24 protein-coding genes are annotated in these 24,138 nt (G+C 45.9%); 16 read left to right on the top strand and 8 right to left on the bottom strand.

Annotation, left to right across the window (positions count from 1 at the left end):
• The 7 genes from CIK89_RS13450 to CIK89_RS03535 all read left to right on the top strand — a co-directional run.
• On the top strand, positions 1-452 hold a 452-nt coding region (locus CIK89_RS13450), incomplete at its 5' end, for a hypothetical protein (protein WP_158214964.1).
• Between the two features lie 504 nt (positions 453-956).
• On the top strand, positions 957-1,472 hold the full coding sequence (locus CIK89_RS03560) for a hypothetical protein (RefSeq protein WP_094390071.1): 516 nt from the start codon (positions 957-959) through the stop codon (positions 1,470-1,472).
• A 492-nt stretch (positions 1,473-1,964) separates the two neighbouring features.
• The gene (locus CIK89_RS03555; protein WP_094390064.1) at positions 1,965-2,171 is read left to right on the top strand and encodes a helix-turn-helix transcriptional regulator; all 207 of its coding nucleotides are present in this window, start codon (positions 1,965-1,967) and stop codon (positions 2,169-2,171) included.
• A gap of 7 nt (positions 2,172-2,178) precedes the next feature.
• On the top strand, positions 2,179-3,672 hold the full coding sequence (locus tag CIK89_RS03550) for an RNA-binding domain-containing protein (RefSeq protein WP_094390063.1): 1,494 nt from the start codon (positions 2,179-2,181) through the stop codon (positions 3,670-3,672).
• Between the two features lie 137 nt (positions 3,673-3,809).
• Positions 3,810-3,992, top strand: a complete 183-nt coding sequence (locus tag CIK89_RS03545) for a hypothetical protein (protein WP_094390062.1) — start codon at positions 3,810-3,812, stop codon at positions 3,990-3,992.
• A 129-nt stretch (positions 3,993-4,121) separates the two neighbouring features.
• Positions 4,122-4,427, top strand: a complete 306-nt coding sequence (locus CIK89_RS03540; protein ID WP_094390061.1) for a LysO family transporter — start codon at positions 4,122-4,124, stop codon at positions 4,425-4,427.
• The gene (locus tag CIK89_RS03535; RefSeq protein ID WP_094390060.1) at positions 4,424-5,026 is read left to right on the top strand and encodes a lysine exporter LysO family protein; all 603 of its coding nucleotides are present in this window, start codon (positions 4,424-4,426) and stop codon (positions 5,024-5,026) included. The genes CIK89_RS03540 and CIK89_RS03535 overlap by 4 nt, the downstream gene beginning before the upstream one ends.
• A 132-nt stretch (positions 5,027-5,158) precedes the next feature.
• Here CIK89_RS03535 and CIK89_RS03530 read toward each other — a convergent pair whose 3' ends face one another.
• From CIK89_RS03530 to CIK89_RS03520, 3 genes are all read right to left on the bottom strand, one after another.
• The gene (locus CIK89_RS03530; protein WP_094390059.1) at positions 5,159-5,521 is read right to left on the bottom strand and encodes a hypothetical protein; all 363 of its coding nucleotides are present in this window, start codon (positions 5,519-5,521) and stop codon (positions 5,159-5,161) included.
• Between the two features lie 11 nt (positions 5,522-5,532).
• Positions 5,533-5,712 (bottom strand): hypothetical protein, encoded by a 180-nt coding sequence (locus CIK89_RS03525; protein WP_094390058.1) that lies wholly within the window; start codon positions 5,710-5,712, stop codon positions 5,533-5,535.
• Positions 5,713-5,819: 107 nt separating this feature from the next.
• The gene (locus CIK89_RS03520; RefSeq protein ID WP_094390057.1) at positions 5,820-7,304 is read right to left on the bottom strand and encodes a pectinesterase family protein; all 1,485 of its coding nucleotides are present in this window, start codon (positions 7,302-7,304) and stop codon (positions 5,820-5,822) included.
• Positions 7,305-7,678: 374 nt separating this feature from the next.
• Here CIK89_RS03520 and CIK89_RS03515 point away from each other — a divergent pair, with 374 nt between their 5' ends.
• The 4 genes from CIK89_RS03515 to CIK89_RS03500 all read left to right on the top strand — a co-directional run bounded on the left by CIK89_RS03515 (position 7,679) and on the right by CIK89_RS03500 (position 13,526).
• Positions 7,679-10,183 (top strand): alpha-L-arabinofuranosidase C-terminal domain-containing protein, encoded by a 2,505-nt coding sequence (locus CIK89_RS03515; RefSeq protein WP_094390056.1) that lies wholly within the window; start codon positions 7,679-7,681, stop codon positions 10,181-10,183.
• Positions 10,184-10,371: 188 nt separating this feature from the next.
• The gene (locus CIK89_RS03510; RefSeq protein ID WP_254046605.1) at positions 10,372-11,163 is read left to right on the top strand and encodes a ZIP family metal transporter; all 792 of its coding nucleotides are present in this window, start codon (positions 10,372-10,374) and stop codon (positions 11,161-11,163) included.
• Positions 11,164-11,238: 75 nt separating this feature from the next.
• Positions 11,239-11,763: a methylated-DNA--[protein]-cysteine S-methyltransferase gene (locus CIK89_RS03505; protein WP_094390054.1), complete on the top strand. Its 525-nt coding sequence runs from the start codon at positions 11,239-11,241 to the stop codon at positions 11,761-11,763.
• 413 nt (positions 11,764-12,176) lie between these two features.
• Complete coding sequence (locus tag CIK89_RS03500) at positions 12,177-13,526, top strand: NAD(P)-dependent oxidoreductase (protein ID WP_094390053.1); 1,350 nt, start codon at positions 12,177-12,179, stop codon at positions 13,524-13,526.
• Between the two features lie 89 nt (positions 13,527-13,615).
• Here the strand turns inward: CIK89_RS03500 and CIK89_RS03495 are convergent, their stop codons facing one another.
• Genes CIK89_RS03495 through trxA form a run of 3 tightly spaced genes read right to left on the bottom strand, consistent with a single transcriptional unit; the run spans position 13,616 to position 17,345 of the window.
• The gene (locus CIK89_RS03495; RefSeq protein ID WP_094390052.1) at positions 13,616-14,542 is read right to left on the bottom strand and encodes a LysR substrate-binding domain-containing protein; all 927 of its coding nucleotides are present in this window, start codon (positions 14,540-14,542) and stop codon (positions 13,616-13,618) included.
• A 7-nt stretch (positions 14,543-14,549) separates the two neighbouring features.
• Complete coding sequence (locus tag CIK89_RS03490) at positions 14,550-17,033, bottom strand: FAD-dependent oxidoreductase (protein ID WP_094390051.1); 2,484 nt, start codon at positions 17,031-17,033, stop codon at positions 14,550-14,552.
• Positions 17,034-17,048: 15 nt separating this feature from the next.
• Complete coding sequence (gene trxA / locus CIK89_RS03485; protein WP_094390050.1) at positions 17,049-17,345, bottom strand: thioredoxin; 297 nt, start codon at positions 17,343-17,345, stop codon at positions 17,049-17,051.
• Between the two features lie 224 nt (positions 17,346-17,569).
• Here trxA and CIK89_RS03480 point away from each other — a divergent pair, with 224 nt between their 5' ends.
• The 4 genes from CIK89_RS03480 (at position 17,570) to CIK89_RS03470 (ending at position 20,666) form a co-directional block, all read left to right on the top strand.
• Complete coding sequence (locus CIK89_RS03480) at positions 17,570-18,031, top strand: peroxiredoxin (protein WP_094390070.1); 462 nt, start codon at positions 17,570-17,572, stop codon at positions 18,029-18,031.
• A 53-nt stretch (positions 18,032-18,084) separates the two neighbouring features.
• Positions 18,085-18,657 (top strand): 2'-5' RNA ligase family protein, encoded by a 573-nt coding sequence (locus tag CIK89_RS03475; protein WP_094390049.1) that lies wholly within the window; start codon positions 18,085-18,087, stop codon positions 18,655-18,657.
• Positions 18,629-18,820 (top strand): 4Fe-4S binding protein, encoded by a 192-nt coding sequence (locus tag CIK89_RS14010; RefSeq protein ID WP_144007183.1) that lies wholly within the window; start codon positions 18,629-18,631, stop codon positions 18,818-18,820. The genes CIK89_RS03475 and CIK89_RS14010 overlap by 29 nt, the downstream gene beginning before the upstream one ends.
• 208 nt (positions 18,821-19,028) lie before the next feature.
• Complete coding sequence (locus tag CIK89_RS03470; RefSeq protein WP_094390048.1) at positions 19,029-20,666, top strand: ABC-F family ATP-binding cassette domain-containing protein; 1,638 nt, start codon at positions 19,029-19,031, stop codon at positions 20,664-20,666.
• Positions 20,667-20,939: 273 nt separating this feature from the next.
• On the opposite strand, the gene mtgA is transcribed toward CIK89_RS03470, so the two are convergent.
• A complete protein-coding gene (gene mtgA, locus CIK89_RS03465) occupies positions 20,940-21,665 on the bottom strand; it encodes a monofunctional biosynthetic peptidoglycan transglycosylase (protein WP_094390047.1) in 726 nt (241 codons plus the stop codon).
• A complete protein-coding gene (locus tag CIK89_RS03460; protein ID WP_094390046.1) occupies positions 21,666-22,331 on the bottom strand; it encodes an OmpA family protein in 666 nt (221 codons plus the stop codon).
• 132 nt (positions 22,332-22,463) lie between these two features.
• Between CIK89_RS03460 and proS the strand changes: the two genes are divergently transcribed.
• Positions 22,464-23,942 carry a proline--tRNA ligase gene (gene proS / locus CIK89_RS03455; RefSeq protein ID WP_094390045.1) on the top strand — a complete coding sequence of 493 codons (1,479 nt, stop codon included), beginning with the start codon at positions 22,464-22,466 and terminating at the stop codon, positions 23,940-23,942.
• Positions 23,943-24,138 lie beyond the last annotated feature (196 nt).

The following is a 24,138-nucleotide window of genomic DNA, read 5'->3' as shown; positions in this document are numbered from 1 at the left end:
AAGAAACTTATGATGCATATCTAAAAAATAACTATAAAGCAAATTTTTATAACATATATCTGAACAAGAAAAGTGAAGTGGTAATTATTCCCGAAAATATACCAAAAATTGCACCTCTGCTGTCTGTTAGAATTGGGCAATTTGAAGGTAGTATGTATTCATTAAGTATGCCATTTACAATCGAGTTCGGAGATGCTGCTGATATTGCATCTTTAACTATCAAACATCCTAAATCTAATGAAGTGGCAAAAACGGTAGAACTTCAAGGAGAGAAAAGCCCTTATTCTTTCAGATGCTCTCTTTCTGGAATGGAATATGGTGAAAACTACATACCTATTGTAGTAACGGATCTAAGGGGCAATACTTCAACCTTCAAATATAGACAGGATTGTCAAAAAGTAGAAAACAACTCACCACAAGTCAATATAGATAACAATGTAAATGTTTGGTAAATTAAATTGGAAATGAAAAACGAGCCCCACCCTAGAACTTTCTAAGGTGGGGGCTTTTGTTTCAGTACTTTTTCAGCCACTATCCATCTACTAAATCATATCTAAGGTGTCACAGTGACAGGTCATTGACATCATGACTTACAATTCTTACAGCTTACAGTATTACAGTTTTTGGAAAGGAAAAATAGGTTTCGCGAGGACTGTTCCTGTTTCTTGGACAACGCCAATGTCAATCGCAAGCGTTACAGTTTGACAGTTGACAGTTTCCGAAAACGAATTTTTTGTGTTACAAATAACAAATAACAGATAACAGTTTCCATAAATCAATTTTGCGTTACAGTTACAGTATTACAGTTTTTGAAAGCAAACGTCAGGGGGCACGGATTTTTTATTGCCACGTAAATCTGTTAAAATCGTGATTCTTTCCACGAATTATCGAGATATTTTCGTAACTTTGCCATGATCTATTTGAACAATAACACATATTCTAAAAAACGTGACACCATGATAACGGAAGAACGACTAAAGGGTGCGTATAGTGAAGGAGAGGCATTGGCCATTTATAATGAGGTGAAACAATCGGGAGACCTCATAGGCTTTTGTCGCACCTATATGAATCACGAAGACTATCAAGTGGCTCGCAATGCACTTTGGGGAGTGACCAAGGCCAGCAAAGCGGAGCACACACAGCTGCAACCACTACTCCACCCGCTCATAGATTTAGCAATGCAGACCGACAACGCTTCTGTTCGTCGCCTGTCGCTCCATCATATTGAGCGCTTGAAGCTGAAAGAGGATGATCTTCGCACCGACTTCCTTGACTTCTGCTTAGCCCACATGGTCAATCCTGATGAGTTTCCCAGTATCCAATCTCTCTGCATGAAGATTGCCTATCGGATGTGTAAGTTCTATCCAGAACTGATGGGAGAGTTTATGCGCACCATAGAGAGCATGGACATGACTTTCTACAAGCCAGCGGTGAAATGTGTCAGAAGCAGGCTTTTAGGCAGTAAGCGTTAGACTACGAATAGCGCTGTCATCAATCCAAAGCGTGACAATATAACAGTATAACAGTTTTTGAAAAGCATAACAACGAAAGTTGGGGAAATGCGTTCCATTTATAGTATTTGGAAGTAACAGATTACCAATTATTTATGGCTAATACGGTAGAAAAGTGGATTGGGTTTTATTTGAAGGTTTAAGGAAAGTGAAGGTTTAACGATTTTAACTTGCTTTTACGAACAAATGTGAGGTTTGGATGACATAATGAAGGAATAGACGAGAAATAAGTGGACGCTGTCAAAAGAGAAAATAGAATGGGATGCAGTTGAAACTATACCCATTCTCTTATATACAGATAACTTAACCTTATTGTCTGTATATAAAGAGGTATAAAGTCAAATGCTTTGTATTTGGGAGAACAACACTCTTTTAGACAGATTTATGTGGATTTATTCATTATTCTCGGATAAAAGCAGTAACTTTGCGACAGACACAACAAATAATTGAAGTATGGCAGATTTGAATCGTATCAAGACAGTATTGGCAGAAAGAGGTATTATGAGTAAATGGTTAGCTAAGACATTGCATAAAGACCCTGCCACAGTGTCGAAGTGGTGCAACAACCATGCACAACCAGACTTGAAGACATTGGCACAGATAGCCGAGGTTCTCAAGGTGGATATACACGAGTTGATTTGCCATACAAAAGTGAAATGAACAGAATATGAGATATACCATAGAAGAGATACGTCAGATGCCCGAAGGGCAGACTTTCGACTGCAAGAGCATTCACATCGAACCGAAGGCTCTCGCCAATACTATTGTCGCGATGGCAAATGCCGATGGCGGTATGATTGCCGTAGGTATATCCGACAAGACTCGTCGCATCGAGGGTGTTGACCAAGACAAGGCTCATTTGAACGAGATACTGAGCACACCGTTTGATTTCTGTGTGCCCACCATCTCTGTCACGACAGAATTCATACCTTGCCAAGACAGCGAGGGCAATGACAACCATATACTGATAATCCATGTCCCTGCCAGTCCTCGCCTCCATGCCAACCAAGCTGATGAGGCTTTTTGGCGAGTGGGCGACAAGTCGCGCAAGCTACCCTTTGAGGAACGTCTGCAACTGATGTATGATAAGGGTGAACGCTATTATGAGGACACCCCTGCCTACGATGCCACAATTGAAGACATCGACATGGATGCAGTAAAAGCATACATGAAGCGCATTGGTTATGGCAAATCTCCGATGGAATACCTACAAGAGAACAAAGGATTCCTGACTTACAAGGGCGATGTTCCACAAGTCAGCACTGCCTGCATCTTGCTCTTCGGCAAGCATCCTCAAAACTTCTTCCCTCGTGCCCGCGTACGTTTCATCAAGTACTACGGTACGGAGGAGAAAGTCGGCAGGGAGATGAACGTCATCAAGGATGTTACCTTTGAGGGGCGCATCCTCGACCAAATACAGAAGACCATCGACTACCTCGAAACCCAAGTAAAGGAACATTCCTATCTGGGCGAGGACGGACTCTTCAAGACCGACAGGGAATATCCCAAGTTCGTGATACAAGAGATGACGGTGAATTCGGTTTGCCACCGCGATTACAGTATCAAGGGCACAGAGATACAGATAAAGATGTTTGACAACCGCCTGGTGTTCGAGACACCAGGCAAATTGCCTGGAATCGTCCGCGCCGACAATATCCGCCACACTCACTTCTCCCGCAATCCCAAGATTGCAGAGTACTTGAAAGCCTACGATTATGTAAAGGAGTTCGGCGAGGGTGTTGACCGTATGTGCCGTGAACTTTCCGCCATCGGTACGAAGGAACCTCAATATAATCTGGTCGCCTTTATCATGAAAGCCACGGTGTGGGCAAATGTGCTGGAGGAGGGGCAAGAAAACACTATATCCGACCAGAAGCGACCAGAAAGCGACCAGAAAGATAGTAAAACTACCCAGAAACCACCCAGAAACTACCCAGAAACTACCCAGAAACTACCTCTGGATATAACGCCCGTACAAAAAGAAATTATCGATTTCCTGCTTAAATGTCCATATGCGGGACGTAAAGAAATATCATCTCACTTAGATTCTTTATCAGAAGATGGTGTAAAATACAACTTAAAATTACTCCAGCAGAAAGGCATCATAAAACGCATAGGTCCAAATAAGGGAGGGTACTGGAAAGTTTTGATATTTGAATAGGAACTAAAACAAGGACTAATTATGTGGACAATAGGATATATACACTATATAACAAACAAGATTGCTTATATTACATATTCTCATGTTGATCAGGATATACCTTACCAGTTAAAATGCGATAAAGGGTTGTTCCACGCATGGTCAATCCTGATGAGTTTCCCAGTATTCAATCTCTCTGCATGAAGATTGCCTATCGGATGTGTAAGTTCTATCCAGAACTGATGGGAGAGTTTATGCGCACCATAGAGAGCATGGACATGACTTTCTACAAGCCAGCGGTGAAATGTGTCAGAAGCAGGATTTTAGGCAGTAAGCGTTAGACTACGAATAGCGTTGTCATCAATCCAAAGCGTGACAATATAACAGTATAACAGTTTTTGAAAAGCATAACAACGAAAGTTGGGGAAATGCGTTCCAAACAGGAAACGGATAAGTAAAACGAGAAAACAATGCTCAAGATTGTAATGATTATGCTATGCGGAATAGGTACGGGTTACCTGCTCCGCAACCAGAAAATGAGTTTTATCGGCCGTATCATCACGGCACTTATTTGGGTACTCCTATTCCTCCTCGGCATCGAGGTAGGATCGAATCCAAGTATCGTCAATGGTCTCCAGACGCTGGGTCTCGAAGCCATCGTATTAACGCTGGGCGGCAGTATCGGCAGTGCAATCTTTGCTTGGGCATTATGGAGATATGTAACAGCCAAACAGAAAGGCAAGACATCGGTTGAACAGGAAGGAGGCAAGGCATGAAAGGCAGTCTGATTATCGTAGGCTTCTTTGTCCTCGGCATCATCGTGGGATTGTGTGACGTGATTCCCGACAGCTTTGTAAATAGCGACGTCAGCTATTATGCTCTTTGCTGCCTGATGTTCTGCGTAGGCATCAGCATCGGTTGCGACACTTCTGTACTGAAGAGTTTCAAAGAGGTCAATCCTCGTTTGATGATGCTTCCCATCATGACCATTCTGGGCACGTTGGCAGGATGCGCTGCAGTATCTGTCCTATTGGGGCATCGTCAACTTACCGACTGTCTGGCGATAGGTTCTGGATTCGGCTACTACTCTCTGTCGAGCATCTTCATCACCCAATACCGTGGTGCAGAACTTGGTACCATCGCTTTGCTTGCCAACATCGGCAGAGAGATTCTCACCCTGTTGTGTGCCCCACTGTTGGCGAAGTATTTTGGAAGATTGGCACCTATCAGCGTAGGTGGTGCCACCACGATGGACACTACCCTCCCCATCATTACCCGTTATTCGGGTGAGAGTTTCATCATCGTGTCCATCTTCCATGGCTTCTGTGTAGATTTCTCCGTGCCATTCTTGGTTACATTCTTCTGTTCGTTCTAACTTCATAGAAATTGACAGTATGTCTGAGCTTGGGCAGTTTGCTCTCGGAATAGGACATTTGTCTCGGAACGAACAATATTAAACCAAGATTCTTCTTATGATAAAGAAGTGAAATACTTAGAGCCAGGCATGTTAATTGTATAATTCCGGGTCGCCCTGCGAACGGTCAACAAATTCCTCGTCGTATTCCTCGCCTGGTATCAGGTCATCGAAATCAGGATCGTCGTAAGGGTCTCGGTCATCGTCATCTGTTCCAATGATAATTCCTCCTTTTCCCTTTTTGGTGCTGACAGATTTTCTTATGCTGTCATTATGTAGCCTAATAGAGTCAAGCCCCCGCTGGACTGCCTCTCGGCGCTTATTATCCCAACGGCGAAATTCTTCTTTTTGTTTTCGCTCTTGCAGGGCATAGTAGGCTGTGCAACCAAATAGGCAGCCCATAACAAGGACGGTTACCCATAAGCCTCTCCAAAACTCTTTGCTTAGTTTTTTCATTGTGTTCCTACTTAATGGCGATGATACTTTTTCAGAGTTCCCTGTATGAGGATATTGGCCTGCTCCTCGGCAGCCTCATTAGGCTTGAACTCTGACATGTGAATAGAATTGTTCTGTCGCTTTATATATTCCCATATATTGGGATATTCCTTGAACTTATATTCGCTTTCGCGTCGGAATACTGGACTCATAATCACTTGTTATTTGGCGCAAATTTACAAAAAGTTTCTGGAATAACTTTCGCAAGTGAACAAAAATCAGCTTGAGAAAGTTGTAATAGGTATTCTCTTTTTTTAGCCTACCAGTTCAGCACCCACCTTGCATCAGCGTATTTTCCTATCAGCTCAGCATCCTTGATGGCATCAAGCTGGCGAACATACTGGTGTCTCCGGCTGACATCTATAGCCTTACCTTCCTTGTCATGGCTGTTGAATTCCAACAGGGTGACCGTAGGTTCAGCCACAGGTTCAAAGCCTATGGCAGGCACACCGTCCAACGTGCAGTTGAGCAACACACATTCAGAATGGGGATATGACTTTCCGTGATTGGCTGGCAGACGAGCAATCACAGCATTCTCACCCAATCCCTTAAAGGTACAGTCGTTGAAGATGTTACCATGGTTTTCGGCCGTATTTCTTATCCACATGAAGGGGCCATGAGTGGAAATGGTACAATGATTGAAGTATGACGGACCTCTGCCTAAGACCGTATCTCCTCCTCCATCTATGATGCAGTTGAGCCAGTAGGCCGATCCGTTCGCTTGAAGAGCATCTCCGTCGCCAATAATATGTACGTTCTCAGAAAAGTTTCTCTCACCATTGAGCAGGAACCCCTCAGCCTGTCCCTTACAATCGGTCTTGAAGGTGATGTTCTTGAAAATCATATCAGCGCAATTGTCAGCAGCTACCGCAGCACGACGTGAGGGGAATGTTCCCTTCACCTCGTTGGTCTTGATGTCAACAGGATGAGGATTGAAAACCTCGTTATTGGGATAATGCACCACAACCCCATCCATAGATTCACCTTGAATGGTCACAAACCGCTTATTACGGAAATACACCAGTTCTTCATAGTCGCCATTCTTCACAAAAACAGTTTTCCTACTCGCTTCCGAGGGCAACGAGTCTGGCATCCAATCCATGGCACCCTGCAGAGTGGAGAAATCTCCGCTTCCATCAGCAGCCACCACCACTTGAGATTTATCTGTTGAAGGAGCCTTTGCCTTGGTAGTAAACTTCCATGATTTCTTGCCATTCCATCCCTCGATGACTTCCTTGCCTATCTTAATTTCATACTCATGTCCGTAATCCAACATATTGTTGTGTAGATAAACAGTAGCCTTATTACCATGACAGATAACAGGATAGAAGTGGAAGGCATCAGAGAATCCTCCGATAATCGTCTTCTGATACTTGCGCTTATCTTCTTTGGCAGCACCCGATGGAGTGCCCGGACGTGTGTTACGATTGGTAATATGCTCCGACTTATAAATATAAGGTACAGGAGTATATGTTGCATGAGGATTAACAGGCTGTCCTTCTGTTGGCCCTGCCGGAAGGGACATGTCGATTTTATCGACCACCTTGTTAGTGGTTTTGTCAAACACCGTGACAATCCCCTTTGTGCCCGCCTTTACCGGTTGGTCAAACTCAATAATGAGATGTGTGTCGATGTTGATGTTGTGAGCATTCTCCTTAGGATAAAAACCTACTGGAGACTGTGCCAGCAGTTTCATACATACGATGAAAGCTGCCATTGTAATAAAGATTCGTTTCGTAGTCATTGTTTTTAAGTTGTTTGGAGTTGCAATATTACAAAAAAATATTGAGAAATCCTATATTTTTAAAGGAATTATTATTGGATAGCAATAAAACACATTTTTCGCATGTGGGGAAGTTAGGGAAGTTAGAGAGAAGTTAGAGAGAAGTTAGAGAGAAGTTAGAGAGAAGTTAAGGGACAAATGTCCTACGTCTTACGGCAAAAGGCTATTGTCTCTTAACTTCCCGAACGACCGTAGGATATCATTCCCGTATTTCTTATGCTTTGATGTTGCACAATTCATAATAATTACTTATCTTTGCAAAGCAGAAAACAAGTTTCGGTCTGACGGAACATGCAAACGAACTTGATATACTTAATAGACAACAGACCCAAGATATGATGAAACCTAAGCACCTACTCTCCTGGATAGCCTTGCTGACCGCAATGGATATGAGCGGATCCCCCATGGATCAGGATGAACCTGCGTATAAAATCGTGAATCAGGATTCTATTTGCCAAATCTTTGTTTATTCTCCTGCAGCAAATCAAGGCTTACACCTGGCTTATCTCACCGATGATGACCGGTGGATAGACGTCGGGCAGCTGTGCACCAGCGATTTCGGTCCATGGGGTAGCGAGAAGAAGATGTATCGCCCGTTTGTGACAAAAGCAAACGATGGTACATGGCGTGCGCTATGGAGCGTAAACAACAGTTCGCCTCAGTTTGCCGTGGCTTATTCTGAAGATCTGGTAACATGGCGTCCTCAGGACTACCCCATCGTGAAAGAGAAGGGTATCAAGGATGTGGTTGCCTATCAGATGGACGATGATTCTTTCAACATCTATCTACAGACAGCCGAGGGCAAGCGATATGTACATGCAGACAAGGATTTCCGCACCTTTTTAGAGGATTCCATAGAAGCCGTTGCCGACAATATACTATGGCAACGCGACACAGTTACCATCAATGGCAAGGTGTTGGAAGGCAACGCCTTCAACATCCCCGCCATCCATCTCGATTATATTCGGGCATGGCATAAGGCACTTGCTGACGACAACAAGGAGAATGGCAGACCATTGCCGCACACCGAGGCAGAACTTCAGGCCTACCTGAAGGAAAAGCATGTGAAGTTGGCAGCCGGTAATGAGATTACAGCCCAACTGCAAATCCAAACCCACAAGTCGCATCGCATCTCAGACAAACTCATCGGCATCTTCTTTGAGGATATCAGCCGTGCTGCCGATGGTGGTCTTTGTGCCGAGTTGTTGCAGAACGGCGACTTTGAGTATCATGGCGAGAGAAAAGGATGGAAGGCAACTACAGCATGGCAGGGACTGGAGACCGTATCTGCCATTTCAGTAGAAAATGGAGTCAGCAAGAACAATCCTCATTATGCTATTCTGACAGATAATCCTATTTATAATATCGGTTGGGAGGGCATCCACATCAAGCATGCCACCTATGATGTGAGTTTGTTTGCCCGTTGTATGGACGGGAAGAAGAAGCAACTCACCATAGCCTTGGTGGATGCAGAGAATAACATCGTGGCCAAGACCAAAGTGAAGATACAAGGTGACCAATGGAATGAATACAAGAGCCAACTGGTGGTTTCCGATAAATATAAGGACGAACCGGGCAAAGCCATCCGTTTCGCTGTCATCCCTAAAGGCAAAGAAAGAATGGCAGTGGATATGCTGAGTCTCATGCCTCGCGACACTTACAAGGGACATGGCCTGCGTAAGGATTTGGCCGAGGTGATTGCCGATTTGCACCCTCGCTTCGTCAGATTCCCCGGTGGTTGCATGCTGCATGGTCAAGGACTGGAGAACATCTACCATTGGAAAGAAAGCGTGGGACCGCAGAAGGACCGCAAGCCGGCATTCAACATTTGGAACTACCACCAGACCCGCAAACTGGGATTCTTTGAGTATTTCCAATGGTGCGAAGACATGGGTGCAGAGCCTCTGCCGGTGTTGGCAGCCGGAGTGCCTTGCCAAAATTCACAACCTAATGCCAAGGGCATCTGCGGTCAGCAAGGAGGCATCCCTATGGCCGACATGCCTCAGTATGTCCAAGATGTGCTCGACTTGGTGGAATGGGCAAATGGCGACCCTGCCACGTCAGAATGGGCGAAGATGCGGGCAGAGGCAGGCCATCCGGCTCCTTTCAACCTGAAGATGGTGGGAATTGGCAACGAAGATCTGATTTCTACCGATTTCGAACAGCGCTATCTGATGATTTGCAAAGCCTTGAAGGAGAAACATCCAGAGATAGAAGTAATAGGAACCGTAGGCCCGTTCCACTATCCATCTTCGGATTATATAGAGGGATGGAAAATTGCCAAGGAGCACAGGCAATGGATTGATGCCGTGGATGAACACTACTACGAACAACCGGGATGGTTTATCAATCATCAAGACTATTACGACAACTACGACCGCAAGGCGCCGAAGGTTTACCTGGGTGAATATGCTGCCAACGGAAATAACGAGCTCGACCGTGCCCTTGCAGAAGGAATTCATCTCTGCAACATAGAGCGTAATGGCGATGTGGTTGAAATGACATCCTATGCTCCCCTACTCTGCAAAGACGGTTATCACAACTGGAATCCTGATATGATCTACTTCGACAATAGCGAGAACATCCGCCTTACCGAGAGTTACAAGATTCAGAAGATGTTCGGACAGCATGCCGGCGATACGTATATCGCTTCGGAACTGGATCTGCCAGCAGCCTTGAAACGCTACGTCGGTACAAGCGTGGTGAAGGATTCAAAGACGGGCAAGACATGGCTCAAGGTGGTGAATGCATTACCTCGTGTGCTCAAACTCAATCTGAATGGTCTTGGCAACAAAACTGTAGAAATACAACCTCGCTCTTCGCAGGTCATCGAACTATAGGCGCCATTCTGCTGCAACAGAAACAGTCTGATCAAGCAAGTCATGACATGAGAAAGTGGTTATTTTCCCCACTTATTGAAATGCTGCCAAGTGAATTCAAACTTTTGATGTCAAAATGACGAAAGGAAAATCCCGAACACATCCCGAACACATCCCGACACGATCGGAAATAAAAACAAACGAAGATGATGACAGAAATGACAATAACAATAATCATAGGACTGATGATTCCGCTATTAGGAACAATGGTCGGTTCGGCATTCGTATTCTTTATGAAAGACGAAATGTCTGAACGACTGCAAAAGTCGCTGTTGGGCTTTGCCTCTGGCGTAATGGTAGCTGCTTCCGTATGGTCTTTGCTCATCCCAGCTATGGATATGGAGGCAGGCTGTGGCAAATGGTCGGTAGTGCCTGCTGCTGTGGGATTTCTAATGGGTATCGGTTTCTTGCTACTTATCGACGAACTGACGCCACACCAACACCTCGGTACCGACAAGCCTGAGGGTATCAAGTCACACTTGTCAAAGACAATCATGCTTGCCCTTGCCGTAACCATCCATAACCTGCCTGAAGGAATGGCTGTGGGTGTGGTGTTTGCAGGTGCAGAAAACAGTTCCGCCCATATTTCCTTAGCTGGCGCTGTTTCCATGGCAATAGGTATTGCCATTCAAAACATCCCTGAAGGCGCCATCATCTCTATGCCTATGCGAGCGGCAGGCAACAGCCGATGGAAGTCGTTTATGTTAGGTTCGCTTAGTGGAGTGGTCGAGCCGGTTGGAGCCGTTGCCGTTCTGTTGCTTGCCTCACTCATCATGCCTGCCCTACCCTATATGCTTGCTTTTGCAGCAGGAGCCATGGTCTATGTGGTAGTGGAAGAACTGATTCCAGAGGCGTCCCACGGCGAACACAGCAACCGCAGCACCATTGGCTTCGCCATCGGTTTCGTACTGATGATGGTGCTTGATGTTGTGATGGGATAGCAAAGAGTATATAAACGTTCTTTAACTTCAATCAATTCCATCAGTTGCGAAACTTGAATAAAATAACGGGAATACATGCCACTGATCAGCATCCAATATTACAACTCGCCATGCGGTAAACTCGTCTTGGCATCCATGGCAGGCGAACTGTGCCTTTGCGACTGGAACGCGAATCCTTGTGCCGAGCGCAACCTGCATCGGCTAACAGAGAGCATGGGTGCCTCTTTCAAGACAGAAGCCACCTCGGTCTTGGAAGAGACCAAAAAGCAACTCGATGAATATTTTGCAGGCCGTCGCCAGACCTTCGACATCCCGTTGCGTCCCATAGGCACAGACTTTCAACATCGCGTATGGAGCGCATTACTCCGCATCCCCTACGGAGAAACAAGGAGTTACAAGGATATTGCGCAAACCGTCGGGCGTCCCCAAGCCGTCAGAGCCGTGGCAGGGGCTATTGGGGCAAACGGCATCAGCATCCTCATCCCCTGCCATCGCGTCATAGGCAGCAACCACAGCCTGACAGGATTTGCAGGAGGCCTGGAAGCAAAGCGCATGTTGTTGGAGATGGAGCACAGACGCCTGACGTTTGATACCCCGTGATGCACGGTGCGCATGCTGTCCATACCATTTTTGGGTCACCATGCCGCAATCATGGTAATTTGCAACAAAAGCGCCATATTAAACCGTAAGGAGGTGGGCGCGGTGAGGGTTCAGCCTGTGGTAACAGTCAGGATTGTCGCTGCAATCCTTTAGAGCCGTACCACTTATATTTCTTTCATATGCCATTTCTACCAGCCAAGCCAGTTTGAAGGCAGCCCTTTCGTACGACATTCCTTCTGTACGCGTGACGGACGCACCTTCCCAAGATTTACCGAGATTCAGGCTTAGCGCTCAGAAAAACTGGCCATAGAAGGCTAAAAAAGCACGTGACTGTGTAGAACTTGAAAAAAATACATTATCTTTGCAGAAAGTTTGCACAGTTCTCTGTTGCGACAGAAGAAACAAACGAAAATATGGAAACAGAAAACAAATCATTTCAAGAAGTTAACGAGGGCTACACCATGCTTGAGGCTATCAACGAGGCTAAACGCTGCCTGCATTGCAAAGTGCCTCAATGCAAGAAAGGATGTCCTATAAGTCATGATATTCCTGACTGGATTCACGAGTTGTCGATGGGTAACCTCGGCAATGCCATGAACATCATCAACAACAAGAGTAATCTGCCTTCCGTTTGCGGTCGGGTTTGTCCTCACGAAAAGCAATGTGAAGGACACTGTGTGCTCAACAAGAGGGGCGAAGGCATTCGCGTGGGCAAACTGGAGAGGTTTATTGCCGACTTCGACGGCAATATGAGTCTTATCCGCGAGAACCTATTGCCAAAGACGAGAGGTAAGATAGCCGTTATCGGTTCTGGCCCTGCCGGACTGACCATTGCCGGCGACATGGCCCGACAGGGCTTCAATGTTGAAATTTTTGAGATGGAACCAGAACCGGGAGGGGTACTGATGTTTGGCATTCCTGAATATCGCCTGCCCAAGGAAATCGTACGCCGTGAGATTAAGAAGATAGAAGAGCTGGGGGTGGTGTTCCATTGCAACACCACCGTAGGCAAGGGTGATCTGACCATCGAGAAACTCTTTGAAATGGGCTATGATGCCATTTTCATGGGCACAGGAACGGGCGTGCCTAAGAAACTCCACATCCCAGGCAGCAATCTTAAGGGCGTGCGCCAGGCTATATGGTTCTTGCGGCGCGTCAGCCTCTACAACGAGGGCAACCTTAGCCGAGAGGAAGTGGTGGTGCATGAAGGCAACCGCGTATTTGTGATAGGTTGTGGAAATACTGCCATGGATGCTGCCAGAACGGCAGTACGCATAGGAGCGAGCCACGTGGAAGTGGTTTATCACCGTACCGTCAACGAGATGAGTGCACTCCGCTCGGAGTATGAGGATGCCGTGGCAGAAGGTGTGAAATTCAGTTGGCAATCGAGCATCGTGGAGATTCACGATGATAATGGAACGCTCAACGAGGTGGTTATCGAATCCAATGGCGAGCGCCGCACTGAGAAGGCCGATTTCGTCATCATGGCGGTTGGCTCTGCCCCTGCAAGTAGAATTGTATCTACCACGACGGGTATCGACGTAGATGAACGCGGCTACGTCCTGACTCGTGAAAAACCGTATGGCATGACTACCCGCAAAGGGGTGTTTGCCGGTGGCGACGTGGTAAACCGCCCTTCAACTGTTGTTCTCGCCATGCGCGATGCAAAACGTGTGGCTGAGGGCATGGCACAATATGTTGATGCTGTGAAACTCATAGAGGCTGTAAATGAAAAGGGCGAGATGAAGAAACCTGAAGTTTAGGATGCTTTTTCATCGTCAGCATAACGGTCATACTCCAAGAATCGCTGCTGTGGATTCTTGGAGTATTTTTTTAGATCAGACTTTTTTTATCACAGTCTTATACCATACTTCGCTATTCTCTCGCTGAGCATTCCCTTGGGCATGAATTCCATCAGAGCATCTGTAACGGTATTGAGCATTTGCTCGCGGATATAGTCTTCTTTGACATACAAAGAAACACGCCGTTGGGAGAGACAGTTGCCTTCTATCGGGCGCACATTCTTACGCTGCTGCTCGGTAAGAAGCGGCAGATGCATCTCTGGAATGATGGTGAATCCTCCATTCGCATCCACGATATGTACCAACGTGGTGATGCTGCCTGCTTCATAGATATGATTGCCCTTGTTTCGGGCCTTGCAGAAGGAGAAAGCGCTGTCACGCAAACATTGTGCATCCTTCATGATCCACATGTTCTCGTGTTCCAGATTTTCGGGTTTGAAAACCGGCAGTTTCCGCCAGCAACTTTCGGCAAGATAGACCATGAATTTCTCGGTATAGAGAGGTATTTCAAGGATTCCTTCACACCCATTGTCCGAAATAGCGATACCGGCATCCAGTTCGCCTCGTAAAAGCGATTCTACCATGAAATTCGCCTTCATTTCCTGAATCGACAATTCTACAGCGGGAAACAGTTCCCGATAGTGTTTGATGAATTGGGGCAGGATATACGGGGCTATGGTAGGGCCTACAGCAAGAGCAAATCTTCCCCCTATCGTCCCCTTGTCTTCGTTGATGATTTCTCCTATGCGTTCAACTTCCATGAGTGCTTTTTCTGCCTGTTGGATAATCTTTGCACCGGCAGTTGTCGGAGCTACAGACTTGTTGGAACGTTGAAAGATGCGGATATCCAGTTCCTCTTCAAGTTTCTGAAGCATAGCACTTAGCGTAGGCTGCGACACATGACACGACTCAGCCGCCTTCGCAAAATTGCGAAAGCGGTTGACGGCTATGATATATCTAAGCTGTTGTATGTTCATCGTTCTGTCATATAAAGAGGTTTACATTGGCTTGGTCGGCTCGTTCCATATAACTGGCAACGCCTCCTATGGTGACATTGTCGAGCAATTCCTCACGGTTCACCCCCATGACGTCCATCGACATCTGACAGGCAATAAACTCCACACCGTTGTCGATGGCTTGCTGCCGAAGCGACTCCAGCGAATCGACACCTTTCTTTTCCATCAGATAGCGCATCATCTTGGCACCTATGCCCATCATGTTCATTTTCGACAGCGCCAACTTGGAGGAGTCTTTAGGCAGCATCCAACCAAACATCCGTCCGAAGATGTCCTTCTTCACCCGAGGCTTATGGGCTTTTTTGATGGCGTTAAGTCCCCAAAAGGTAAAAAAGATACTCACCTTCTTTCCTGTAGCTGCTGCGCCATTGGCAAGTACAAACGTGGCGAGCGTTTTATCTAAGTCATCGCTAAACAGGATCAAGGTCTTGCCCATATCATGGGGATGCGGTCTGCTGGCTTCTATTGCACAGGGAGTGGTCTTTTCTATTATGGCTATATAGACACCGGATTCAGACCTCTTACCCAAAAATTTATTGCCTGTTGTACGACACCATGCCTCGGCATCACGTGGAAAGGCGGCGTCCGTGGCACGTACCTCCAACTGTTGACCGGCATTCAGCCCGTCCATCGCCTGCTTCATCTTCATGATGGGTCCCGGACATTGAATACCGCACGCGTCAACCTTGACGACGGAAGAACCGGCAGCGCACGATGAGTTCTCTGTTTGCCCTTCTGCTATTTCAGAGCTCATCTTGTCTGTTTCATCAAAGCCATCTGGCGTTTCGATTGTTGCTGTTGCTGCCTTATAGGTTTTCAGACCGCCTATCAGATTGCGAACAACCTTATAACCATTAGCCTTAAGGATATTGGAAGCCAGATAACCGCGTAATCCTACCCCACAGAACAACCATACAGGTCGGTCGTTAGGAATTTCAGAGAGTCTTTCTCTCATATCGTCCAAAGGAATATTGACGGCTCCGGAGATTGTTCCCAGCGCATACTCGTCTGGAGTACGCACGTCAACTAATGTCACCTTGGTGATGTCTGCCTCTTTCAACTCGCGCCAATAGAGCGGCGTCATTTTATCGGTCAGAATATTACCAGCTACATAGCCAGAAATGGCAACAGGATCTTTTGCCGACGAGAATGGCGGAGCGTAAGCATGCTCTAAGCGGGTGAGGTCTCTCACGGTCGCCCCATTCTTGATAGCCATTGCATATTCGTCGATGCGCTTATCCACGCCATCATACCCAACAATCTGAGCACCATAGAGTTTTCCATTTTCAGGAGAGAAGGTAATTTTGATATCCATCTGCAGACTGCCTGGATAATAACCGGCATGTGCACCATTATGAATGGTGGCAGAGAGATAGGGAATATCCATCTGTTTGAGTCGTTTGGCAGGAAGGCCGGTTAATGCGACGGTAAGATCGAATACTTTGGCGATGGCAGTTCCTATAGCCCCTTCATATTTCTCTTTATTACCCAAAACCATATTGTCTGCAACAATACGCGCCTGACGGTTGGCAGGTCCTGCAAGGAAGTTAAGCCATGGCTTACCGGTAATAGGATGTGGAAACTCTATGGCGTCACCCACGGCATAGATATTCTCGTCAGAAGTCTGAAGGTATTCATCTACCCAGATACCCCGCATTTCACCCAACCTCAATCCAGCAGCTTGAGCCAGACGTGTTTCTGCACGCACGCCGATGCTCAAGAGCACCATATCAGCCTTGAGGCGAATGCCAGACTTGAAATGTACCGTCAGTTCTTCACCCTCACGCGAGAATCCTTCAACGGCCTGTTTCAGATATAGTTTCACATTCTGTTGTTGTAAGTGATCATGTACCAGCGACGCCATGGAATAGTCAATAGGTGACATCACCTGATCAGCCATTTCCACTACCGCCACTTGGGCACCTGCATGGTTCAGGTTTTCCGCCATCTCCAGTCCGATAAATCCACCTCCTACAATAACAGCACGCTTCACTTGATGACTGTTCATATACGCCTTGATACGGTCGGTATCGTTGACATTTCTCAAAGTGAAGATGCCTTCACTGTCTATACCTTGCAAAGGTGGTACAACGGGCGACGCTCCAGGAGAGAGCAATAGTTTGTCGTATGTTTCGGTATAGTCTTTTCCATCCGCTGTATGTATGGTAACCTGCTTCGCAGCAGTATCAATAGCCGTTACCTCGCTCAGCGTACGTACGTCGATATTGAAACGTTTGCCGAACGCTTCGGGAGTCTGTACAAACAAACGGTCGCGCTCATCAATCACGCCTCCTATATAATAGGGCAGTCCACAGTTGGCATAGGAGATGTATGCCCCTTTGTCGAAAAGGATGATTTCTGCATCTTCCGTCATACGTCGGATGCGTGCTGCAGCAGTCGCGCCTCCTGCCACTCCTCCTACTATAATATATTTTTTCTTGTTTGCTGTCATCGTCAATAGTATTTTTTATTGAAATTGTGCAATCACTCGTTTAAGTTCGCTTGATGGCATGGCTCCACTCTGCCGCCATTTCATCTCTCCTTCTTTGAAGATCATAAGCGTAGGAACCGACTGTATGCGCATCTGCATGGCAACGGCTTCATTCTTATCCACATCTACTTTGACGATGCGAATGCTGTCGCCTAATTCTTTCTTGAGCTGTTCCAATACGGGGTGCATCATTCTGCAAGGACCGCACCATGTTGCGTAAAAATCCACCAGAGTCAACTGACTACTTTGGATGATGTCTGAAAGTTTTTCCATATCGTTATTGTTTTTATTTGTTTTCGATTTGATGTTGCAAAGATAGGCAATCTTTTATAGACAAACAAACTTATATATCTATATTACGATAGATAATAACTATCAATAATCAAAAAAAATCCATAAATATGATTGGTCGTTATGAATAATATATTTATCTTTGCAGGCGAATGGCATTTGTATTACCATTGCCAAGAAATAACAATCTAAAAAAACATACCATTATGACTATCGGAGACAAAATACCGGAGGTGCTTGGTATAGACCAAGACGGACGTGAGATTAAGGCAAGTGACTATCGTGGCCGCAAAATTGTGCTTTACAGTTACCCCAAAGCCAATACCAGCGGATGTACCGCCGAAGCCTGTTCCTTGCAGTCGCACAAGGCGGAGCTGGCGGCAGCCGGTTACGAGATTATCGGCGTGAGCAAAGATAAACAAGCCTTGCAGAAAAAGTTTGCTGATACCCAAGGGTTACAGTTTCCACTTATTGCCGATACAGAGACCACCTTATTGCAGGAACTCGGTTGTTGGGGCGAGAAGGTTGCTTGTGGCAGAAAGACCATCGGCATTCTCCGCACCACTTACCTCGTAAATGAAGAAGGCGTTATCGAGAAAATCTTCACTCCAAAGGAAATCAAAACCAAAATCCATGCTGAGCAGATCTTGGACTACATCAACAAATAACAATTTGTATTCAAGTCCAACATAGTTAGGAAGAATAAAACCGAACACTCTCCATGGCTCGCATATTCATAGCAATACGTTTCGACGATGAGTTAAAAAAGACTCTTGTCGCCTTACAACAGACATTAAAGGCGAAAGGAGTTGCAGGAAACTATTGTTCGTATGGTAATCTCCACATGACGCTTGCATTCATAGGTGAAAGCGTTTTCGTTAAGCCAAAGGAGCAGAATAAAGCTTGCTTTGATTCTGCCAAAGAGAAATGCCAAAAGACAAAGTCCATGGATGTACTGCCTGAAATTCACAAAGCCGTGAACGAAGTGGAGTTTGAACCTTTCACCATGACCTTAGGCAAACTTGGAACATTTTCTACAAAAAACGGGGTTATCTGGTGTGGGATAAAGGAGAGCGAACCAATCACAACTATTGCCAATAAGCTGCGCGAACGTCTCTCTGCAAATGGCATATCTTATAGTTCCCTGGCTTTTTCCCCACATATTTCCTTGGTTCAACATCCCACAAAAATCATAACTGACATAGAGGTTCCCGAAGTCTCTATAAAGGTAGAAAGAATCTTCGTCATGAAATCCGAGAGTATCAATGGTGAACTCATATACTCGGAACTATGAGACGTCGAATCGTAAGTATTGCATAAGAAACTGTATCGGCTGCATGCGTTGTGTTTCCGTTTGTCCTGCCCATGCAAGAGGGATTGGCGAGCGTCTAAACCAATTGACTGCATTTCTTGCCCCGCTTTGTTGCGAAAGGAAGAAAAACGAATTGTTCATTTAATGACATACAGCTTTCGTAAGATTTATATAAGGATTTTGTCGTCTTTTACCTTCGGGATGCGTTAATTCTACATCATCGATTTCTGTTTACAACCTTTTTTTCGTAACTTTGCAACTTTGTTGGTAACAAACTGTATCAGCACACGACCGCAAACAGACCCGATATTCTGTTTTTGCAGCGTTTTTCACTATAACCACAAGAAAGAAATATGATTACTGTTGATGGATTGACCGTCGAATTTGGCGGAACCACCCTATTCAAAGACATCTCCTTCCAAATCAACGAGAAGGACCGTATTGCCCTGATGGGAAAAAATGGCGCAGGAAAGAGTACTCTGCTCAAAATTATTGCCGGGGTACGCACAGCAACAAGAGGTACCGTTTCGGCACCAAAAGACTGCGTCATTGCCTATCTACCACAGCATCTGATGACTGAAGACGGACGAACCGTGTTTGACGAAACCTGCCAGGCATTTGCTCATCTTCATGAGATTCAGGCGGAAATAGACCGCATCAATAACGAACTCACTACACGTACTGACTACGAGAGTGACGAATACATGCAACTCATCGAGAAGGTTTCGACACTATCAGAAAAGTTCTACGCCATAGATATGAGCCACTTTGAAGAGGATGTGGAGAAAACACTCCTCGGTCTTGGATTCGAGCGTTCTGACTTCAACCGCCCTACCAGCGAGTTCTCCGGAGGCTGGCGTATGCGCATCGAACTGGCAAAACTGTTGCTCAAATCACCAGACGTTCTTCTCCTTGACGAGCCTACCAACCACCTCGACATAGAATCTATCGGCTGGCTTGAGGACTTTATTTGCAATAGTTCTAAAGCGGTGATTGTCATCAGCCACGACCGCAAATTCGTGGACAACATCACCACCCGAACCATTGAGGTGACCATGGGACGCATCTATGACTACAAAGCTACTTACAGCCACTATCTGGAACTGCGTAAAGAGCGCCGCGAACAGCAAATGAAGAAATATGAGGAACAGCAGAAAATGATTGCCGAGACCAAAGACTTCATCGAACGTTTCAAAGGTACCTATTCCAAAACCTTCCAAGTGCAGAGTCGGGTAAAGATGCTTGAAAAACTGGAACTCATCGAAGTGGATGAAGAAGACACCAGCCATCTGCGCCTAAAATTCCCACCAAGTCCTCGAAGCGGCGCCTACCCTGTACAAATGAGCGATGTAGCCATGGCGTTCGACGACAAAAAGGTTTTCAGCGGAGTGAACCTTACCGTGGAACGTGGCGACAAGATTGCTTTCGTGGGGCGAAACGGAGAGGGTAAATCAACATTGGTGAAGTGCATCATGGGGCAACTGAAAAATGAAGGGAAACTTCAGCTCGGCCACAACGTACAGATTGGCTATTTCGCCCAAAACCAAGCATCGCTACTCGATGGTGAACTTACCGTTTTCCAGACTATTGACGATGTGGCTAAAGGTGAAATACGCAACAAGATACGAGACCTCCTCGGCGCCTTTATGTTTGGCGGAGAAGATTCTACCAAGAAAGTAAAAGTGCTCTCAGGTGGAGAACGCACACGTCTTGCCATCCTCAAACTCTTGTTGGAACCCGTCAACCTGCTAATCCTCGACGAGCCCACCAACCACCTTGACCTCAAGACCAAAGATGTGCTCAAGCAAGCACTTCAAGACTTTGATGGCACACTCATCGTTGTCAGCCACGACCGCGACTTCCTTGATGGCCTTGTCAGCAAAGTCTATGAATTCGGTCATGGTCGCGTACGCGAACACTTATGTGGCATCTACGAGTTCCTTGAGTCCAAAAAGATGGAAAGTTTGCAGGAATTGGAAAAGAAACAATAGTGCATTATGCGAAAATAGTTTGCCAACGCAGCACATCACAATCAATATTGTCACTTTTTCTTTACATATCAATATGATTTCATATTACACCGTTCCTCATACATCTTAATATATATAAGTCCGTGGCATTTCCCAAGTAAGTCTGATGCAACTCCCACGTAAGTCCCAATAAACATACGGACGACATGGGGGACAGAGAGGAAACAGATAAGAGAAACAAAAAAACTCCCTGTCGATTTCCGACAAGGAGAATATCATATTGCAAAGCAATAATCATTTTTCAGGCAACGTCTTTACAAACCTCATTTCACGCAAAATGCGCCCCTGACGTTTTCGTAGATAAGGACCAGGATCAGCAGAATTGTATTTGCGCGGATTGGGTAACGAACCGGCAATAAGAGCACACTCAGACTTTGTCAAATCGGCAGCTGACTTATGGAAATGCCACTCTGCCACAGCACTCGCACCATAAATTCCATCACCCATTTCTATAGAGTTTAGATAGACCTCCATAATGCGCTCTTTAGACCATACCAACTCAATAAGCGCGGTAAAATAGACCTCAAAACCCTTACGTATCCACGAACGGCCAGGCCAAAGAAAAACATTCTTAGCGGTCTGTTGTGAGATAGTAGAGGCACCAAGTTTGCGCTTTTCGGGATGACTGATATTACGCATGGCAGCATACTCTATGGCTCGATAGTCAAAACCATGATGGTCAAGAAAACGAGCATCCTCACCTGCCATAACTGCCTTGGGAAGTGAAGGGGAAATATCCTCAAGAGGCACCCAACGATGGCGCAACACCAATTCATGCCCCTGTCCTGCCTGTTGGAAAAGACGGATAAACATGAGCGGAGTAAACCAAACAGGCACCCAACGCAATACGACAACAGAAAGAATAGTGGAAACGAAAAACGTTGCCACTATCCATAATAACACTTTTCTTATCTTCTGCAAAACAAGAGTTTTAGTCTGCGATACTGTAAGTTTGCCCATTTAGTTTGCCTGTTGTGCCTGCTGAATAGTCTTCTGACTGGCGTACATATATACCTCTACTCGACGATTGAGCTTACGACCTTCAGCAGTACTATTATCTGCTACAGGATTAGTAGAACCCTGGCCTTCAATACGCTTAATCTGAGCGGATTTTACACCACAAGAAAGGAGATAACTATTAACACTCTGAGCACGACTGACAGACAACGGCTGGTTAATACCATCGTTACCCGTATTATCGGTATGACCAATGATGGCAATATCGAGGTCAGCATTATTATTAAGCACCTTAGAGAACTGTGCCAGCGAGTTTTTGGCACTCTGACTGAGTTCGGCCTTGTTGGTGGCAAAAAGAATAGCTGAGTCAAACGACACCTTGACAGCATCGAGTCCATTGGTATCTTTCACAGTTTCAACCTGAGCATTTTTTACCTGGGCAGCCTCAGCCTTCACCTTATCCATACGTTTGCCGATAATCGCTCCTGTTCCTGCACCTACTGCGGCTCCGATAGCTGCGCCAACAGCAGTATTTCCTGCAATTTTTCCGATTATACCTCCAAGCACAGCACCACCTCCAGCGCCAATACCTGCTCCTTTCTGCATGTTATTGCACCCTGTAAAGAGCATGCCAAAGCAGAGTGCAAGCGAAATAGCCTTGATTTTCATTCTTTTGTGTTTTTTGTTACGTGAATACTTATTAAATTGATGCAAAGGTAGAAAAAAATATCATTAATGAATTATGAATTATGAATTATTTAGTAACTTTGCACCAAATTTTAGATTTCTACAAGTATTTTTATGGCAAAAGAACTTAAAGAGCTGACAAAAAGAGCAGACAACTACAGCCAGTGGTACAACGACCTTGTGGTCAAGGCCGACCTGGCCGAGCAATCAGCCGTGCGTGGATGCATGGTGATCAAACCTTACGGCTATGCTATCTGGGAAAAGATGCAACAGCAACTGGACAAGATGTTTAAGGAAACTGGCGCACAGAACGCCTATTTCCCTCTGTTGATACCAAAATCATTCCTTAGCCGCGAAGCCGAACACGTAGAAGGCTTTGCCAAGGAATGCGCCGTGGTAACCCACTATCGCTTGCGCGCCAAAGAAGACAAAAGTGGCGTAGAAGTAGATCCAGCTGCAAAACTGGAGGAAGAACTCATCGTACGTCCTACCTCAGAAACCATCATTTGGAACACATACAAAAACTGGATTCACTCATGGCGCGACCTGCCTTTGATGTGCAACCAGTGGTGTAACGTAATGAGATGGGAAATGCGCACACGCCCATTCCTCCGTACCTCAGAATTTCTGTGGCAAGAAGGTCACACCGCCCATGCCACCAAAGAAGAAGCAGAACAAGAAGCACAGAAAATGCTGGCTGTTTATGCAAAATTTGCAGAAGAATGGATGGCTGTACCCGTATTGCAGGGTGTAAAGAGCGAAACAGAGCGCTTTGCAGGTGCACTCGACACCTATACCATCGAGGCCATGATGCAAGACGGAAAGGCACTGCAAAGCGGTACTTCACACTTCCTCGGGCAGAACTTCGCCAAGGCCTTCGACGTCACCTATCTTAATAAAGAGAACAAACCGGAATATGTCTGGGCCACCTCATGGGGCGTTTCTACCCGACTCATCGGTGCTCTCATCATGACTCACTCAGATGACAACGGTTTGGTATTACCTCCAAAACTGGCCCCTATCCAGGTGGTCATCGTACCCATCTCAAAGGGAGACGATTTGAAACACATCAGCGAACGTCTGCAACCCGTCATCGACGAACTGCGTTCAAAAGGCATCAGCGTGAAATATGATGACTCGGACAACAAGCGTCCCGGCTTCAAGTTTGCCGACTACGAACTTAAAGGTGTACCTGTACGCCTCGTAATGGGTGCTCGCGACTTAGAGAACGGCACCATCGAAGTGATGCGCCGCGATACTTTGGAGAAAGAAACACACTCCATCGACGGCATCGCTCAGCATGTAGAGCAGTTGTTGGAAGACATCCAGAAGAACATCTTCGAGAAAGCACGCTCATGGCGCGACTCACGCGTTTATGAATGCGACAACTACGAGGAGTTTAAGGAACGCGTGAAAGACGGAGGTTTCTTCCTCTGCCACTGGGACGGCACCGCCGAGACCGAGGCAAAGATCAAAGAAGAAACTCAGGCCACCATTCGCTGCGTACCTTTTGCCTACGAGCAGACTCCGGGCATAGATATGGTCAGCGGTAAGCCTTCAAAAGCACGCGTCATCATCGCCAGAAGCTACTAAGCAAAAAAAAAACGAGAAAACCGCAATAAAAACCGCGCAGACTCACAAAGGAACCACGTAAATACGTGACAAAAAACATGAGCCAAGTCAGACTTAGTTTGACTTGGCTCATAACATAAATATAAAACAAAGAAAAATCACCGTTTTCGTTAAGCCAAATGAGCAGAACCGAACTCCTTCGAGTTATGCCATGGAG

It is taken from the genome of Prevotella sp. P4-119 (assembly GCF_002251345.1).
In the GTDB taxonomy this organism is placed as follows: Bacteria; Bacteroidota; Bacteroidia; order Bacteroidales; family Bacteroidaceae; genus Prevotella.
Note: the sequence above shows the minus strand (reverse complement) of the source record. Positions and strands in the feature narration are given on the sequence as shown.

Bases quoted from the DNA above. Each gene is read 5' to 3' on its own strand.
- CIK89_RS03560 (WP_094390071.1), top strand. From the start codon at position 957: ATGATAACGGAAGAACGACTAAAGGGTGCGTATAGTGAAGGAGAGGCA.
- CIK89_RS03535 (WP_094390060.1), top strand. From the start codon at position 4,424: ATGAAAGGCAGTCTGATTATCGTAGGCTTCTTTGTCCTCGGCATCATC.
- CIK89_RS14010 (WP_144007183.1), top strand. From the start codon at position 18,629: ATGGTGAACTCATATACTCGGAACTATGAGACGTCGAATCGTAAGTAT.
- CIK89_RS03530 (WP_094390059.1), bottom strand. From the start codon at position 5,521: ATGAAAAAACTAAGCAAAGAGTTTTGGAGAGGCTTATGGGTAACCGTC.
- CIK89_RS03515 (WP_094390056.1), top strand. From the start codon at position 7,679: ATGATGAAACCTAAGCACCTACTCTCCTGGATAGCCTTGCTGACCGCA.
- mtgA (WP_094390047.1), bottom strand. From the start codon at position 21,665: ATGGGCAAACTTACAGTATCGCAGACTAAAACTCTTGTTTTGCAGAAG.
- proS (WP_094390045.1), top strand. From the start codon at position 22,464: ATGGCAAAAGAACTTAAAGAGCTGACAAAAAGAGCAGACAACTACAGC.
- CIK89_RS03545 (WP_094390062.1), top strand. From the start codon at position 3,810: ATGGTCAATCCTGATGAGTTTCCCAGTATTCAATCTCTCTGCATGAAG.
- CIK89_RS03500 (WP_094390053.1), top strand. From the start codon at position 12,177: ATGGAAACAGAAAACAAATCATTTCAAGAAGTTAACGAGGGCTACACC.
- CIK89_RS03495 (WP_094390052.1), bottom strand. From the start codon at position 14,542: ATGAACATACAACAGCTTAGATATATCATAGCCGTCAACCGCTTTCGC.
- CIK89_RS03475 (WP_094390049.1), top strand. From the start codon at position 18,085: ATGGCTCGCATATTCATAGCAATACGTTTCGACGATGAGTTAAAAAAG.
- CIK89_RS03520 (WP_094390057.1), bottom strand. From the start codon at position 7,304: ATGACTACGAAACGAATCTTTATTACAATGGCAGCTTTCATCGTATGT.
- CIK89_RS03555 (WP_094390064.1), top strand. From the start codon at position 1,965: ATGGCAGATTTGAATCGTATCAAGACAGTATTGGCAGAAAGAGGTATT.
- CIK89_RS03550 (WP_094390063.1), top strand. From the start codon at position 2,179: ATGAGATATACCATAGAAGAGATACGTCAGATGCCCGAAGGGCAGACT.
- CIK89_RS03480 (WP_094390070.1), top strand. From the start codon at position 17,570: ATGACTATCGGAGACAAAATACCGGAGGTGCTTGGTATAGACCAAGAC.
- CIK89_RS03540 (WP_094390061.1), top strand. From the start codon at position 4,122: ATGCTCAAGATTGTAATGATTATGCTATGCGGAATAGGTACGGGTTAC.
- CIK89_RS03470 (WP_094390048.1), top strand. From the start codon at position 19,029: ATGATTACTGTTGATGGATTGACCGTCGAATTTGGCGGAACCACCCTA.
- CIK89_RS03460 (WP_094390046.1), bottom strand. From the start codon at position 22,331: ATGAAAATCAAGGCTATTTCGCTTGCACTCTGCTTTGGCATGCTCTTT.
- CIK89_RS03525 (WP_094390058.1), bottom strand. From the start codon at position 5,712: ATGAGTCCAGTATTCCGACGCGAAAGCGAATATAAGTTCAAGGAATAT.
- trxA (WP_094390050.1), bottom strand. From the start codon at position 17,345: ATGGAAAAACTTTCAGACATCATCCAAAGTAGTCAGTTGACTCTGGTG.
- CIK89_RS03510 (WP_254046605.1), top strand. From the start codon at position 10,372: ATGACAGAAATGACAATAACAATAATCATAGGACTGATGATTCCGCTA.
- CIK89_RS03505 (WP_094390054.1), top strand. From the start codon at position 11,239: ATGCCACTGATCAGCATCCAATATTACAACTCGCCATGCGGTAAACTC.
- CIK89_RS03490 (WP_094390051.1), bottom strand. From the start codon at position 17,033: ATGACAGCAAACAAGAAAAAATATATTATAGTAGGAGGAGTGGCAGGA.